At 75.3% G+C, this 14,622-nt stretch carries 12 protein-coding genes; 8 read left to right on the forward strand and 4 right to left on the reverse strand.

Annotated elements, in window-relative coordinates; all coding sequences use genetic code 11:
* The 4 genes from WDV85_RS00235 to WDV85_RS00250 form a co-directional block, all read right to left on the reverse strand.
* Positions 1-1,119: a hypothetical protein gene (locus WDV85_RS00235; RefSeq protein WP_339568718.1), complete on the reverse strand. Its 1,119-nt coding sequence runs from the start codon at positions 1,117-1,119 to the stop codon at positions 1-3.
* A gap of 193 nt (positions 1,120-1,312) precedes the next feature.
* Positions 1,313-2,581 carry an O-antigen ligase family protein gene (locus WDV85_RS00240; RefSeq protein WP_339568719.1) on the reverse strand — a complete coding sequence of 423 codons (1,269 nt, stop codon included), beginning with the start codon at positions 2,579-2,581 and terminating at the stop codon, positions 1,313-1,315.
* Positions 2,582-2,619: 38 nt separating this feature from the next.
* A complete protein-coding gene (locus WDV85_RS00245; protein WP_339568720.1) occupies positions 2,620-3,594 on the reverse strand; it encodes a hypothetical protein in 975 nt (324 codons plus the stop codon).
* 122 nt (positions 3,595-3,716) lie between these two features.
* Positions 3,717-5,309: a sugar transferase gene (locus WDV85_RS00250; RefSeq protein WP_339568721.1), complete on the reverse strand. Its 1,593-nt coding sequence runs from the start codon at positions 5,307-5,309 to the stop codon at positions 3,717-3,719.
* 321 nt (positions 5,310-5,630) lie between these two features.
* Here WDV85_RS00250 and WDV85_RS00255 point away from each other — a divergent pair, with 321 nt between their 5' ends.
* The 8 genes from WDV85_RS00255 (at position 5,631) to WDV85_RS00290 (ending at position 14,532) form a co-directional block, all read left to right on the forward strand.
* The gene (locus WDV85_RS00255) at positions 5,631-6,764 is read left to right on the forward strand and encodes a hypothetical protein (RefSeq protein ID WP_339568722.1); all 1,134 of its coding nucleotides are present in this window, start codon (positions 5,631-5,633) and stop codon (positions 6,762-6,764) included.
* A gap of 86 nt (positions 6,765-6,850) precedes the next feature.
* Complete coding sequence (locus WDV85_RS00260; RefSeq protein ID WP_339568723.1) at positions 6,851-7,429, forward strand: DUF4129 domain-containing protein; 579 nt, start codon at positions 6,851-6,853, stop codon at positions 7,427-7,429.
* Complete coding sequence (locus tag WDV85_RS00265; RefSeq protein WP_339568724.1) at positions 7,426-8,655, forward strand: DUF4350 domain-containing protein; 1,230 nt, start codon at positions 7,426-7,428, stop codon at positions 8,653-8,655. The genes WDV85_RS00260 and WDV85_RS00265 overlap by 4 nt, the downstream gene beginning before the upstream one ends.
* On the forward strand, positions 8,652-9,716 hold the full coding sequence (locus tag WDV85_RS00270; protein WP_339568725.1) for an AAA family ATPase: 1,065 nt from the start codon (positions 8,652-8,654) through the stop codon (positions 9,714-9,716). Before WDV85_RS00265 ends, WDV85_RS00270 begins: the two co-directional genes overlap by 4 nt.
* 7 nt (positions 9,717-9,723) lie before the next feature.
* A complete protein-coding gene (locus tag WDV85_RS00275) occupies positions 9,724-11,016 on the forward strand; it encodes a DUF58 domain-containing protein (protein ID WP_339568726.1) in 1,293 nt (430 codons plus the stop codon).
* A gap of 47 nt (positions 11,017-11,063) precedes the next feature.
* Positions 11,064-11,966 (forward strand): glycosyltransferase family 2 protein, encoded by a 903-nt coding sequence (locus WDV85_RS00280; protein WP_339568727.1) that lies wholly within the window; start codon positions 11,064-11,066, stop codon positions 11,964-11,966.
* 84 nt (positions 11,967-12,050) lie between these two features.
* Positions 12,051-12,947 (forward strand): glycosyltransferase, encoded by an 897-nt coding sequence (locus WDV85_RS00285; protein WP_339568728.1) that lies wholly within the window; start codon positions 12,051-12,053, stop codon positions 12,945-12,947.
* A gap of 31 nt (positions 12,948-12,978) precedes the next feature.
* A complete protein-coding gene (locus WDV85_RS00290; protein ID WP_339568729.1) occupies positions 12,979-14,532 on the forward strand; it encodes a lipopolysaccharide biosynthesis protein in 1,554 nt (517 codons plus the stop codon).
* Positions 14,533-14,622: the final 90 nt, after the last annotated feature.

The raw sequence follows: 14,622 nt of genomic DNA on the forward strand, positions 1-14,622 counted from the left end.
TCAGGAGGCGCAGGCGGGGACGGTCGGTGCGGTGGTGGCGCTCGGGGCGGACGGCGTGCCCGGCTTGCCGTAGTCCATGGGCAGCGCCTGCAGCTTGTGCCAGGGGAAGCCCTTCATGACCGCGTACTGAGGGGTCCCGCCGAGCACAGAGCTCCAAGGGTCGACGCCCGTCGTAGCCTTGAGCCCGGCACCCGTCTCGCCCACGACCGCCACCGCACCGGCCGCGTCGGTGACGACGAAGCCGTACTTCTGAGCCGCCTTGGCGACCGCCTTGGCGACCGGGTGGAGGCCCAGTGCGTCGACGTTCACCGAGGGGTCGAGACGCAGTCGCTGGCCCTCCGCGACGGCCGAGGACGAGGTGCTCGTGCCGTCGCTGCGGACCGCCGGCCAGCTGACGGTCTTCCAGTGCTTCGGGCTGATGAGCTGCAGTGACATGGCGTGGTTGATGTTGCCGGCCTTCACCTCGTCGGCGCGGACAGACCCCGGCGCGATGGCGATACCGCTGGCAGCGGCACCGAAGGTGCCTTTGAAGTTCCCCTCGCTCGTCGAGAAGTCGTCGATGCGACCGCCCCAGCAGGCGTACCAGCCGTCCGAGCGCTTCTGCGCCTTCCAGAACTCCCAGAGGGTGTCTGAAGAAGGCTGGTAGATGCTGAGGTGCATGTCCGTCCCACCGGCCACCACGGCGTTGGTCGGCACGGGGACCGAGGTGAACTGGCCGCCCTCGCCGTAAAGACCGTCGGGTGTCCTCGACTTGTTCTGGCAGTTCCAGAACTTGATGTCCACGCGCTTCTGCGTGGCGGGCACGGTGTAGACGCTCGTCCCGAACTTGCTCGCGTTGAAAGCGGCGACGCCGCCCCAGTGGTCGGCGACCTGCTTGGCCACGTCTGCAGCCATGGCCTTGGAGTTGGGGTGCAGCGGCGCCTTGCTGACGTCTTGGCGCCAGAACTGGTTCGAGCTCGCGACACCGGTCGACGGGCTGCTGGCGACGACCGAGGTGACCGAGGTCGTCGAGCTGGGCGCAGCAGTGGCCACCCCGCCCCCGGTGAGGGCGACGAGGCCGAGCGCAGCCGCGCAGGCGAGGGGTCGATGCAGGGCGCGACGGATGAGGGGAGCGATCAACGGAGGTTCCTTCCCTAATGGCTCCCCATCCGTGGGGTGCCGTACGGGAGACATCGCGCGCATGGCTTTCCTCCTTGACGTCAGGGAGCGCCGGCGACTGGTGCCGTCCTTCGGCAGGGCGAACGACGCTGGGCCGATACGGGGAAAAGCTCCGTGCATCGGCGCGGCCTGCGAAGACGCCGTTCAAGGGCGGTCAGTCGACCGAAGCGGGTCTCCTCCTCAGACGAAAGTCGCCTCCCCGCGCGAACGCCACGAGCCGAGGCTGCAGGACGAGCCCCGCGAGGAGGAAGAGGAGGTAGTTGGGCAAGGGGTATGGCACAGGACTCAAGAGGACGGCGACGCCCCAAGCGGCGGCGCCGCCCGTGAGGACGAGACGCCACCCCACGAGGTCGGAGTCGTCCGGGCTGCGGGACGCCACCCTGCCGACGACGGCGGACACCGGACCGAGCACCACGGCGGCGAGCCACAGGAGGGCCCCCGGCAGACCCAGCTCAGCGGCGCGCCCGAGCGGCACGTTGTGGACCTCGATGGCGATGTTGGTGATGGGGTAGTCGTCCGCCTGCCGGACGTACTCGTCGCTCACGTCGATGAAGCGGGCCCAGCCGACCCCTGTCAGCGGTTCCCGTTCGACGATGCGCAGAGCGGCCTCGTTCACGTTCCTGCGGTCGTCCAGCGAACGGGTGGTCGTGGCCCGCTCGTTGACGGCCGCCTGCAGGGCCGGAACCGCGGCGAGCAGGGCCACCACGACCACCGTCCCACCGACGAGGAAGACCGGTAGGAGGCGACGCAGCCTGCGCTGCTGCAGGCAGACCACGACCACGCCGACGAGAGCGCCGAGCCAGACGGAACGGGTCAGCGTGAGGAGCACACCGATGGAGCACAGGACCGTCGTCGTGAGAGCGACCCTGCGCCACCGTCGCCCGCACCGGGAGGACAGGAAAGCGGCGGCGAAGGCGCACTGGACGAGGACGAGCCCCATGGCCTCGCTGGCGAGGAAGGGCCCGCGCGATCTCCCGGCCTGGATGCCGAGGGAGGGGTCAGCGATGTACTGCGGGAAGACCAGGGGCGGGGCGACGCGCTCGAGCACGGCCGTGACGGCGAGGTAGAGGCCGAGCAACGTCAGGGTCTTGAGGAGGAGGTCCCGACGCTGCGGGGTGCAGAACACGACGGGCGCGAGGGTGAAGAGGAGGAAGGGGACGACGAGGCGGTCGGCGAGCGCGAAGAGCCCGTACCCGGTCAGCAGCGTGCCGGTGACGAAGGCCGACCAGGTGGCGAGCAGGACGAGCGCCACCATGGCGACGTGCACGGGCCGGACCCTCAACCTCGTGCGCCGCCACGCCCACGGGTCGAGGACGAGGAGACCCAGCGCCGCCGCGAGGGTCAGCCGGTCAGGACTGATGGGGAGGCCGAGGGCGTCGGACCCCGTCCCCGAGACGACGTTGAGGACGAGGGTCGCAAGCAACAGCCACAGGTACGCCGGCCGCTCAGGGCCCCAGCGCCTCATGAGCGCCCGCGCGCCCGCGCCTCCGGGGCTCCTGCGGCGTCGGCGGTCGCCGGGTCGCTCTCGTGGTCACCGTCAGGACCCTCGGAGGGCGCGTGCGCCTGACGGCCACGCCGCCGCTCGAGGAGGACCGCCGCGAGCAGCCCGACGAGAAGGCCGGCGACGAGACCGAGGAGCCCGTACCGCTGCACCTGCGTGGTGGCGGTGTCGAACGACGGTTCCGCCGCGGCGACCGTCACGAGCTGGTAGGAGAGGTCCTCGGTCGTGACGGCGTCCTCGTACCTCGCCTCGAGGGCGTTCTGGCGTGCCGTGAGGACCGACAGCTGCGCCTCGAGGTCCACCAGCTGCGCCTGGACCTCTGCCGACGGCGGCGCGATGGCCGAGGCGCTCTGGATGTCGGCCGAGAGGCGGTCGCGCTCCGCCGTCACTTGCGCGACCTCCCGGGAGAGGTCCGCGTACTGCGCGAGAAGCTCGTCGGCGTCGCTGTTCGTGTTGACCCGGGCGGACTGCTCGAGCAGGTAGTCGGTGATGGCGGCCGTCCCGCGGGTCGCGACCTCCTGCGTCGCCGCGGACACCTCCACCCGGATGATGTTCGACTCGGGGATGGGCGACGCGGACACCTCGTCCACCTCGTCCGCGTCCGCGCCGAGCACCGGCTCCAGCGCGCCGAGGGCTTGGGAGTTGTCGACGTACCGCGCGGTGCTCTCCGCGAGCTGGCTCGCGGCGTAGGCGTACCCCGGCACGGACAGGGCCAGGAGGTCGTTGCTGCCCACCGCGACGCGGGACTCCGACGTGTAGGTCGCGGGGGTGGCCGCGCCGACGGCGGCGCCGACCAGGGCGCCGGCGATCGTGAGGACGGCTCCGACCACCCAGTGCCGCCGCAAGGCGGTCAGGGGGCTGACGGGCTCGTGGTCCACCGGGACCACCTCGACGGGCACCTCGGACGGGCCGGTGCTCGGCTCGGTGCTCGACACCTGCTGCTCCCCACGGTCGACGACCTGACCGGTGGAGGGTACGGGCCCGCGCTGGGGGCCCACGGACGCGCGGGAAGGGCCGTCACCCGGGAGGGTGGCGCGGCCGGGCCCGCTCGCGGCGCTCAGTACGCCCCCTTGCCCTTGACGACCGAGCCCACCGTCTTCCACAGGATCATCGCGTCGGTGGCCGGCGACCAGCTCTCGACGTAGCGCACGTCGAGGCGCTCGGACTCCTCCGCCGACAGGTGCGAACGACCGCTGACCTGCCACAGGCCCGTGATGCCGGGCTTCACGGCGAAGCGGCGGTGCATGTCCTGGCCGTAGCGCTCGACCTCGGACGCCAGCGGCGGGCGGGGCCCGACGAGGGACATCTCGCCCTTGAGCACGTTGAAGAGCTGGGGCAGCTCGTCGAGGGAGTAGCGGCGCAGGACCCGCCCGATCGGAGTGACGCGCGGGTCGCCCTTCATCTTGAACAGGACGCCGTTGCCCTCGTTGCCCGCCATGAGCTCGCCGAGCCGCTCGTCGGCGCGGTCGACCATGCTGCGGAACTTCAGCATGTCGAAGGGCCGGCCGTCCTCCCCCACCCGCTCCTGGCGGAAGAAGACGGGACCGGGGCCGGACCGGTGCACGAGCAGGGCGAGCACGGCGAGGACCGGGGAGAGGGCGATCACGCCGAGGCCGGCACCGCCGACGTCGACGACCCGCTTCACCAGTGCGCGGACCCCGCGCAGCTCGGGGCGCTCCAGGTGCAGCAGCGGCAGGCCGGCGACGGGGCGGATGGCCACCCGGGGGCCGGCCACCTCGGCGATGCCGGGGGCGACGACGAGGTCGGCGGTCGTCTCCTCGAGCCGCCAGCCGAGGCGACGCAGCCGCAGGCTGTCCATCTCCGCGCACGGCAGGACGACGACGGTCTGGATGCCGTCGCGGCGCACGACGTCGACGACGTCGTCGAAACCGCCGAGGACGGGCGCCGGCAGCTCCTCGACGACGCCGCCGGGGCCCACGAGGGACGCCGACGTCGTGCAGCAGCCCACCACCTGCAGGCCCTGCTGGGGCGCGTGCTCCAGCTGGCCCACCATGTCGCGGATCCCCTCGGCGCGACCGACGACGAGGGTGGTCGCCGTCCGGCGACCGGCGCGGCGCAGGCGGTGGGTGCGCTTCCGCAGCGCGTAGCGCGCGGCCAGCGTGAGCAGCAGGGCCGTCGGGAGCGCCACGACGACGTAGCCGCGCGCGACCTGCAGGTCGAAGGCGTACGCGGTCGTCGAGACGGCCGCGACGACGCTCACGCCGGCGAAGGCGACCCGTCGCGCCTCCTCCGGCCCGGTGAAGAGGAAGCGCGTCTCGTAGCCGCGCATGACGGCGACGGCGGCGACCCACAGCACCGGCAGGAGCAGGACCGACCAGGCGGGCTGGTGGGTGATCTCCCACCACCAGGCGCCGGACCCGAGCGAGCCGAAGCGCACCGCGTAGGCGACGAGCGCCGCCACCAGGGCCGCCGCGCCGTCGACGAGGGGCAGCCGGCGGGCGTAGCGGCCCTCCCAGCCGGCGTCGCGCGGGTCCTGCGTGCGCGGCGCAGGGGCCGCCGCGACGGGCGCAGCGGCGGCGGTGGCCAGCGGCGCGACCGCACCGTCCTCGACGACCGGCCCGTCCGCGGGGGTCGTGCGAGCGGGCCTCGGCACGCGGGCGAGCGCAGCGGCGCTCTGTCGTCCGTCCATGGGGCGCGTCCTCCGTACCAGCGCCCCGGAGGACGCCGTCGACACCTGTCGGTCAGGAGCGGACGCCGCTGTCTCGCCCGCCCAGGCTAGGGGCCGGAGGGCCATCCGTCACGCAGTGACGGCACATCGGGACGACCTCACTCCGACGGGTGAGGACGGTCACGGAGCGTCGATGCCGGCGTCGCACCCGGGCCGCGACGATCCTGCGGCGCGCCGCTCGCCGTCGGCCCCTCGTGCGAAGATCCGCCCACGGGGAGAGGGGACGCGCGCGAGACGCCCGCGGGCCCCCACGACGACGGCGAAGACAGGGGCGCGGCGGGCATGACGGAGCAGCAGGGCTGGGCGCGCCCGGGCGACCCCGACGGCCGCCGCGACGACGCGGCACCGGGAGGAGCGGCGAGCGAGGGCTGGTCCGTGGGCGCCCCCGGCGCCCACGACGCGTCCGCACCGCCGCCCGCCCCCGCCGGCGGCTGGGGCCCGCCCCCCGGCGCCGGCGCCGCGTGGTCGGCGCCGCAGCGACCGGGCATCGTGCCGTTGCGGCCGCTGGGCGCGCTGGAGCTGCTCGAGGGCGGCTTCCGCGCCATCAGCGCCAACCCGCGCGTCATGCTCGGCGTGAGCGCCGTCGTCTTCGGCGCCGTCGCGGTCATCTCCCTGCTGCTGACCCCGCTGTTCGGCGGCGCGCTGGCCTCCTTCGTCAACGACTCGCTGCCCGCGGAGGCCACCGCTGGTCCGGGCGGCGAGTTCGGCGCCCTGGACTTCGCCGGGGTCGACCCGGTCACCGGCGTCGTCTCCCTCGTGGCGACGACGGTCCTCACCGGGCTCCTCGTCCTGTCGGTCAGCGGGTCCGTCATCGGGCGCACGGTGCCGGCGGGCGAGCTGTGGCGGCGTGTGCGCGGCCGGGTCCTCGCCCTCGTCGGGCTCGCCCTGCTCACGAACGTCGTGCCCGCCGTCCTCGTCCTGCTGGGGGCGGGCCTCGGAGCTCTCCTGCTCCTCACGGGCAGCACGTCGGCCGGGGTGGTCGGCATCGTCCTGGGGACGCTGCTCGGCGTCGCCGCGGCCGTCTGGCTGACGGTGTCGTGGTCGCTGGCCGCCGTGGCGCTCCTGCTCGAGGGACGCGGCGTCGTCTCCGCCCTCGGACGCAGCACCCGGCTGGTCCGCGGCACCTTCTGGCGCGTCCTCGGCGTGCTGCTGCTCACCTTCGTCCTGTCGTCGATCGCCACGAGCGTGCTCGTCGTCCCGGCGGGCCTCGTGGCCGGCGTCATCCAGGTGGCCGCCAGCGGCGGCGCCGCCGACGCCGCGGCCCTCTTCATCACCCTCCTGCTCTCGACCGTCGCCAGCGTCCTCGTCCAGCCCTTCGTCTCGGCCGTGCGGGCGCTGCTCTACACCGACCTGCGCATCCGTCAGGAGGGCCTCGACGTCGAGCTGGCCCGGGCCGCCGCGGAGCCGACGTCCTGAACGGCGCCCTGGACGCCGCGCCGGCGGCCGTCCCGGCCCCCGTCGATCTCGGCCGGGACGAGGCGCAGGACCTCCTCGTCCGCGAGTTGAGCGGCTCGGTGTACGCCGAGGCGCGTCCCGGGCTGCTGCAGCGGGCCCTCACGTGGCTGCGCGACCGCGTGCTCGAGCTGCTCCCCGACGACCTGGACGCCGGCCCGGCCGTCGACGCCCTCGTGGTCGCGGCCCTCGTCGTGCTCGTCCTCGTGGCGCTCCGGGTGGGCGCCCAGGTCGTGCGACGCCGGCGCACCCCGGAGCCCGCCGCCGCCGAGGTCTTCGCCGGCGCCCGCCGCAGCGCCGAGGACCACCGCGCCCGCGCCGACGCCCTCGCCCGCGCGGGCGACTGGCCGGGGGCGGTCGCCGAGCGCTTCCGCGCCGTCGTGCGCGGCGCCGAGGAGCGGGTGCTGCTCGACGAGCGCCCGGGCCGCACGGCCTCCGAGGCCGCCGCCGAGCTGGGGGCCGCCCTGCCGCCCGTCGCCGCCGACCTGCGCGCCGGGGCGCGGGTGTTCGACGACGTCGTCTACGGCTCCGCCCCCGGCAGCGCGGAGGACGACGCCCGCCTGCGCCGTCTCGACGACGCGGTCCGCGCGAGCCGGCCGTCCCCCGCCAGCACCGGGGCGCCGACGTGAGCACCGCCGCTCCGGTCGCCGCCGGCGCACCGCCCGAGAGCGCCGGGGACCGGCCCCGCGCCCGTCGCCGACCGCGCCGGGGGCCGGTCGCCCTGGCCGTGCTCGCCGTGCTCGTCCTCGTGGCCCTCGTGGTCGGCTCCCGCGGCACGGGCCGCGGGGCGCTGGACCCCGCGAGCCCCGAGCCGGACGGCGCCCGCGCCGTCGCGCAGGTGCTCGGCGACCTCGGCGTCGAGGTGACCCGCACGACGAGCGCCGCCGCCACGCTGGACGCCGTGCGCGCCGCCGGACCGGGTGGCGCCGCCGTGCTCGTCGTCCCCACCGCCCCCCTCGGCACCGCCCAGCTCGAGGACCTCGCGGCCTCGGGCGCCGACCTCCTCCTCGTGCAGCCGACGGCCGATGACCTCGCGGTGGTGGCCCCGTCGCTGCGGCTCGGCGAGGACGTCGAGGCGGCGAGCGCCGTGCCGCCGCAGTGCGACCTGCCGGCCGCCACGGCCGCCGGGCCGGCGACCGGCGGCGGCGCGCTCGTCGAGCCCCGCGACGACGAGGACCCGGACGTCACGCTCTGCTACGGACTCCCCTTCGGCGGAGCGCCGTACGCCGTCGTCGAGGCCTCCGGCGGCGACGGCACGGGCGAGGGTGGGAGCAGGCGCGTCGTCGTGCTCGGCCAGCCGGACGTGCTGCGCAACGAGAGCGTCGCCGACGAGGGCAACGCCGCCCTGGCACTGGCCACGCTCGGCGCCCGTGGCTCCCTCGTCTGGTACCTGCCCGACCCGCTGGACCCCGCGCTGTCCGACGAGCCGCTGCCCCTGTCCGCCCTCGTGCCGCCCGGGCTCGTGCGCGCCGCCCAGGTGCTCGGCGTCGCCGCCCTCCTGCTCCTGCTCTGGCGCGGGCGCCGGCTGGGCCGGCTGGTGCCGGAGCGCCTGCCCGTCGTCGTGCGCGCCGCCGAGGCGGTCGAGGGCCGCGGGCGCCTGTACCGCGCCTCGGGCGACCGCGCCCACGCCGCCGCCGTCCTGCGCTCCGCCTGCCTCGGCCGTCTGGCCGGACGGCTCGGTGTCCCGCCCTCCGCGGGCGCTGCGGCCGTCGTCGCCGCCACCGCCGCCGCGACGGGACGGCCCGCCGCCGAGGTGGACGCCCTGCTCCGCTCCCCCGCCCCGGGCGACGACGAGGGCCTCGTGGCCCTCGCGCACGCCCTCGACGCCCTCGAGAGAGAGGTCCGCCGATCGTGACCGACCCCGACCTGCCGCCCGACCAGCCGCCCGCGCCCGTCCTCGACGCCGGCCCCGGTACCGCGCCGGACCTCGCCGCCGACCTGCCGGCCGAACAGGAGCTGCCCTCGGCCGAGGAGGCCCGCGAGGCGCTGACGGCGGTGCGCGCCGAGGTCGCCAAGGCGGTCGTGGGCCAGGAGGTCGCCGTCACCGGGCTCGTCGTCGCCCTCCTCTCCCGCGGCCACGTGCTCCTCGAGGGCGTGCCGGGGACGGCGAAGACGCTCCTCGTGCGCGCGCTGGCGGCCTCGCTGCGCCTCGACACGGCGCGGGTGCAGTTCACGCCCGACCTCATGCCCGGTGACGTCACCGGGTCGCTCGTCTACGACGCCGGGGTCTCCGACCTCGTGTTCCGCGAGGGCCCCGTCTTCACCAACCTCCTGCTGGCCGACGAGATCAACCGGACGCCGCCGAAGACGCAGGCCTCCCTGCTGGAGGCGATGGAGGAGCGGCAGGTCACCGTGGACGGCCGACCGCGCCCCCTCCCCCGGCCCTTCGTCGTCGCGGCGACGCAGAACCCCGTCGAGCAGGAGGGCACCTACCCCCTGCCCGAGGCGCAGCTCGACCGGTTCCTCCTCAAGCTGCGGCTCCCGCTGCCGCCCCGGGAGGCGGAGCTCGAGGTGCTGCAGCGCCACGCGACCGGCTTCGACCCGCGTGACCTCGCCGCCGCCGGGCTCCGCGCCGTGGCCGGCCCCGAGCACCTGGCCGCCGGCGCCCGGGCCGTCGGCGGGGTGCGCGTGGCCCCCGACGTCCTGGGCTACGTCGTCGACGTCGTCCGGGCCACCCGCGAGGCGCCGTCGCTGTCCCTGGGCGTCTCGCCCCGCGGCGCGACGATGCTCCTCGCGGCGAGCCGGGCGTGGGCGTGGCTGCAGGGGCGCGACTACGTCACGCCCGACGACGTCAAGGCCCTCGCCCCCGCGACGCTGGGCCACCGCGTCCAGCTGCGCCCCGAGGCCGAGCTCGAGGGCGTGACCGTGGACGCGGTCCTCACCAGCGTCCTCGGCGGCGTCGCCGTCCCGCGCTGAGCCCGGCGTGCACGTCACCGGACGCCTCGTCCTCCTCGTCGCCCTCGGCGCCGTGCCCGTCGGCCTCCTGCCGGGGTGGGCGCCGCCCGTCACGTGGGCCGCGCTCGTGCTCGTCGCCGTGGGCGTCGACCTCGCGCTCGCGGCCTCCCCCCGGCGGCTCGGGCTCGAGCGGCAGGTGCCCGCGGGCGTCCGCCTCGGCGAGCCGGCCGAGAGCGCCCTCCTCGTCACCAACCCCGGGCCGCGCCGCCTGCGCGGCGTCGTCCGCGACGCCTGGGGCCCGTCGGCGGGGCCGTCCGGGGACCGGCACCGCGTCGACGTCCCCGCCGGCGAGCGCCGCCGGCTGGTGACACCGCTGCTGCCCACGCGCCGCGGCGACCGGGTGGGCGACCGCGTGACCGTCCGCGCCGTCGGGCCGCTGGGACTTGCGGCCCGGCAGCGCTCGCGCGAGGTCCCGGCGTCCCTGCGGGTGCTCCCGCACTTCCGCTCCCGCCGCCACCTGCCGAGCCGCCTCGCCCGCCTGCGCGACCTCGAGGGCCGCTCCGCCGTGCAGGTGCGCGGGCAGGGCACCGAGTTCGACAGCCTGCGCGACTACGTCGAGGGCGACGACGTGCGCTCGATCGACTGGCGCGCCACCGCCCGCCGCCAGGAGCTCGTCGTGCGCACGTGGCGGCCCGAGCGCGACCGGCGGGTCCTCCTCGTCCTCGACACCTCGCGCACGGCGGCCGGGCGGGTCGCGGACGCACCGCGGCTCGACGCGGCCATGGACGCGGCCCTGCTGCTCGCGGCGCTGGCCTCCCGGGCCGGGGACCGCGTGGACCTCGTCGCCGCCGACCGCCGCGTCCGCGCCCGCGTCGAGCGGACGACGGGCGCGGCCCTGCTCCCCGCCCTGGTCCAGGCGATGGCCCCGCTGGAGGCCCGCCTCGTCGAGGCCGACTGGACGCTCGTGGCCCGCACGGTGCGGACGGCGCTGACCCGCCGGGCGCTCGTCGTGCTCCTCACGCCGCTGGAGCCGGCGGCCGTCGAGGAGGGCCTGCTGCCGGTGCTCGGGCAGCTGACGTCACGCCACCAGGTCGTCGTGGCCTCCGTCACCGACCCGCGGGTCGAGGAGATGCGTGACCGGCGCGCCGACGCCGTCGAGGTCTACGACGCCGCCGCCGCGGAGCGGGTGCTGCTCGAGACCGACCGTCTCGTCGAGCGCCTGGGCCGGGCCGGCGTCCACGTCGTGCGCGGGACGCCGGAGGAGCTGCCCCCGCGCCTGGCTGACGCCTACCTGGCCCTCAAGGCCGCGGGGCGGCTGTAGGTTTCACCGGCGACCACCCGCTCTCTACCCCTGGGGGGGACCTCGGCATGCCGGACGACGCCAGCGTCCCGCGCGACGTGCTCGTCTCGGTCGTCGTTCCCGTGCACGGGGACCGGGGCGGGCTGCGCTCCACCCTCGAGCACCTCGCGGCCCAGCGGACCCGTCGTCCCTTCGAGGTCGTCGTCGTCGACAACGGCGACAACGGTGACGTCCGCGCCGTCGCGGCCATGGTGCCCGGGCTCGACGTCCGGGTCGTAAGGGAGCCGCAGCGCGGCTCCTACGCCGCTCGCAACGCCGGGGTCCGCGTCGCTCGTGGTGCCGTGCTCGCCTTCACCGATGCCGACTGCCTGCCCCGGCCGACCTGGCTCGAGGCGGCCGTCGAGGTGCTGGAGCGCGAGGGCCCCGGCGTCTTCCTCGGTGGGGCGGTCAGCATGCGGGCATTCGACCCCTCCCGTCTGACGCTGGCCGAGGTGTGGCAGTTCGGGAACGATCTCCGCCAGGACATCTACGTACGAGAACTGGGCTGGGCCGTCACCGCCAACCTGGTCGTGCGCCGCTCCGACTTCGAGCACGCGGGGCTCTTCGACGCGCACCTCGCGAGCAGCGGCGACCGTGAGTGGGGTCAACGCGCTTCGCGCGCCGGCCTGCGCGCCGTCTACGCCCCGGAGAGCGTGGTCGACCACCCGACGAGGCCGACGATGCGGCCCCTCCTCGCCAAGATGAGGCGGGTGGCGCGGGGTGGTGTCGCCCTCGAGCGCACCTCAGGGCGCCCGATGCACCCTGACGGGTGGCGCCGAGCACTGGTGCCTCCTCTGCGCTCGACGTGGCGGCGGGCCGAGCGCCTCCGAGCGCGACCCGTGGACAGGGCTCGGCTGGTGCTGGCCACTGCGCTGGTCCACGCCTACCGCCTGGGCTACGAGGTCGTGCACCGCGTGAGCAGCCGCGGATGAGGCGCGCCCCAGCACGCCCTTCCTCCCGCCCGGAGCTGGTGGAGGGAGCCCGTTCTCGCCACCACACGTCTAAGGAGTGCGTCCATGCCAGGCCTTGAGCCCGTGCACGACGAGGAGGCCCCGGAGGTCTCGGTCGTCATCCCCACCCTGGACGCCGTCCGGACGCTGGGCCAGCAGCTCGACGCCCTGGCGCGGCAGCGGACGCAGCGGACGTTCGAGGTGCTGGTCGCCGACAACGGGTCGACCGACGGCACCCGTGAGGTCGTCGCCGCCTACGCCGACCGACTGCCGGGCCTGCGATGGGTCGACGCCAGCGCGCGCACCGGCTCGAACGTCGCCCGCAACATCGGCACCCGGGCAGCGCGAGCCGACCTCGTGCTCCTCTGCGACTCGGACGACGAGGTGGACGACGACTGGCTGGAGGCGATGGCCTCCGCTCTCGAGGGAGCCGGCGGGGTCGGTGGTCGCCTCGAGCGCGAGCAGCTCAACAGCGACTACGCGAAGTTGTGGGGACGACCGGCCGGTGAGGCGGGCATCCAGGTGCACCTGGGTTTCCTCCCCCGACCCATCGGCGCCAACGCCGGCTTCCGACGGACCATCTGGGAAGAGCTCGGCGGCTTCGACGAGGACTACGTCCGGGGCGGCACCGAGACGGAGTTCTTCTGGAGGCTCCAGCTCGCCGGTCACACGCTCGCGGACGTGCCCACGTCGATCGTCCACTACCGCATGCGCACCTCGTTCAAGAAGTCCGTCAAGCAGATGTACATCTGGGGCCGCCAGCACCCCATGCTGTACCGCGACTTCCGCGCGCACGGCATGCGGTACACCCCTCGCGACACGGTGAGGAGCCTCCGGTCGATCCCCCACCTCGTCCGTCTCGCCGCCAGGGACCGCACCGGGAGGCTCTGGCTGTGCCGTGAGGTCGCCTACCGGGCGGGACGCGTCGTGGGCAGCTACCGGTACCGCGTCGTCTACCTGTGATGGACCGAGCACCGGTGGGAGGCGGAGACCGGTGAGGGGACGCACGGGCTCCTCGCGCGCGCTGCGGCGGGAACGGCGCGCGAGCGCCAACGAAGCCGCCATCGCGAGGCGGGGCCTCACGGGGCTGGGCGGCCACAGCGCCCGGGGCGTCTTCTGGACGGTGTCGGGGCAGTGGGGGTCGCAGGTCCTGCGCCTGCTCAGCATCGTCGTGCTCGCCCGGCTGCTGACGCCGGACGACTACGGCCTCATGGCGATGGTGTGGGCCATCACCGGCTTCGTGGCGACGGTGGGCTCGCTCGGCCTCAGCGAGGCCGTGGTGCAGAAGCAGCAGCTCACCCACGCCCAGACCAGCGCCCTCTTCTGGCTCAACACGGCGCTCGGCCTGCTCCTGACCGGGCTCGTCGCCGCGTGCGCCCCCCTCATCGCGGCCTTCTACGGCCGGTCGGAGCTCGTCGAGATCACCATCGCCCTGTCGGCCACCTTCCTGCTGGGCGGGCTGATGGTGCAGCACCAGGCGCTCATGCTCCGTCGGCTCGACTTCCGATCGCTCGCCGTCCGCACCTTCGCGGCGAACGTCGTCACCACGGCCGTCTCCATCGTGGCCGCCGTGGCCGGGGCGGGGTACTGGGCGCTCGTGCTGGGGCAGCTGGCCGGGTCGACGGCCACGCTCGTCCTCACCTGGCGGGCCGTGCCGTGGCGACCGAGCCGCCCGGCCCGAGCGGCCGGCGTCCGCGAGCTCGTCTCCTTCGGGGGCGGCATCTCGACCTTCCGCATCCTCGACTACGCGGCACGGAACGCGGACAACATCCTCATCGGACGCTTCATCGGCGCCGACCCCCTCGGTCTCTACACGCGCGCCTACGGCCTCCTCATGCTGCCGCTGACGCAGATCCACGGGCCCGTCGCCAACGTCGTTCGTCCGACCATGGCCGCCCTGTGGCCTGAGCCCGAGCGCTACCGGCGCTACTACCTCACGGCGCTGACCGGTCTCACCTACCTCGTCATGCCCCTCGTCGTCGTCCTGGCCGTCCTGGCCACGCCCGTCGTGGAGGTGCTGCTGGGGCGGCAGTGGCTGGAGTCCGCCGAGGTCTTCCGCTGGCTGGCCGTGGCCGGCCTCCTGCAGACCGTCGGCTTCACGAACGGGTGGCTCTACGCCACGTCGGGTCGAGCCTGGGCCATGGCGCGATGGGCCCTCATCAGCCGCCCCGTCATCATCGTGGCCTTCGTCGCCGGCCTGCCCTTCGGCATCACGGGCGTCGCCATCGCCTACGCCGCCGCGCAGCTCGTGCTCACGCCCCTCGGCATCGCCCGGGCCGGCCGGGGCACCCCCGTCTCCCTGCCCGACGTCCTGCGCATCTGCGTCCGGCCGGCGGTGGTCTCGGCGCTCGCCGGGGTGGTGGCGGGCGTCACCTGGTTCCTCGTGCCGGACGCCGGCGCCGTGCTGGCGCTCGTCGTCCGCCTCGGGCTCGCCGTGGTCGCCGCGGGCCTGCTCGTGCTGGCCTGGCCGTCCGCGCGGCGCGAGGTCTGGGGCATCGCGACGAAGTTCCTGGGGGCCCGGCGCAAGAAGGCGGCGGCGACCCCCTGACCCACCACCCCTCGTCAGCCGGACGGGTGAGGAGGGGCGCAGCGGCGTCCGCGAGCGGTTCGACACAGCAGGTCCCGCTCCCTACAGTCG

This window comes from Pseudokineococcus sp. 5B2Z-1 (assembly GCF_037482305.1).
Classification (GTDB): Bacteria; Actinomycetota; Actinomycetes; order Actinomycetales; family Quadrisphaeraceae; genus Pseudokineococcus.

Bases quoted from the DNA above. Each gene is read 5' to 3' on its own strand.
- WDV85_RS00250 (WP_339568721.1), bottom strand. From the start codon at position 5,309: ATGGACGGACGACAGAGCGCCGCTGCGCTCGCCCGCGTGCCGAGGCCC.
- WDV85_RS00255 (WP_339568722.1), top strand. From the start codon at position 5,631: ATGACGGAGCAGCAGGGCTGGGCGCGCCCGGGCGACCCCGACGGCCGC.
- WDV85_RS00280 (WP_339568727.1), top strand. From the start codon at position 11,064: ATGCCGGACGACGCCAGCGTCCCGCGCGACGTGCTCGTCTCGGTCGTC.
- WDV85_RS00285 (WP_339568728.1), top strand. From the start codon at position 12,051: ATGCCAGGCCTTGAGCCCGTGCACGACGAGGAGGCCCCGGAGGTCTCG.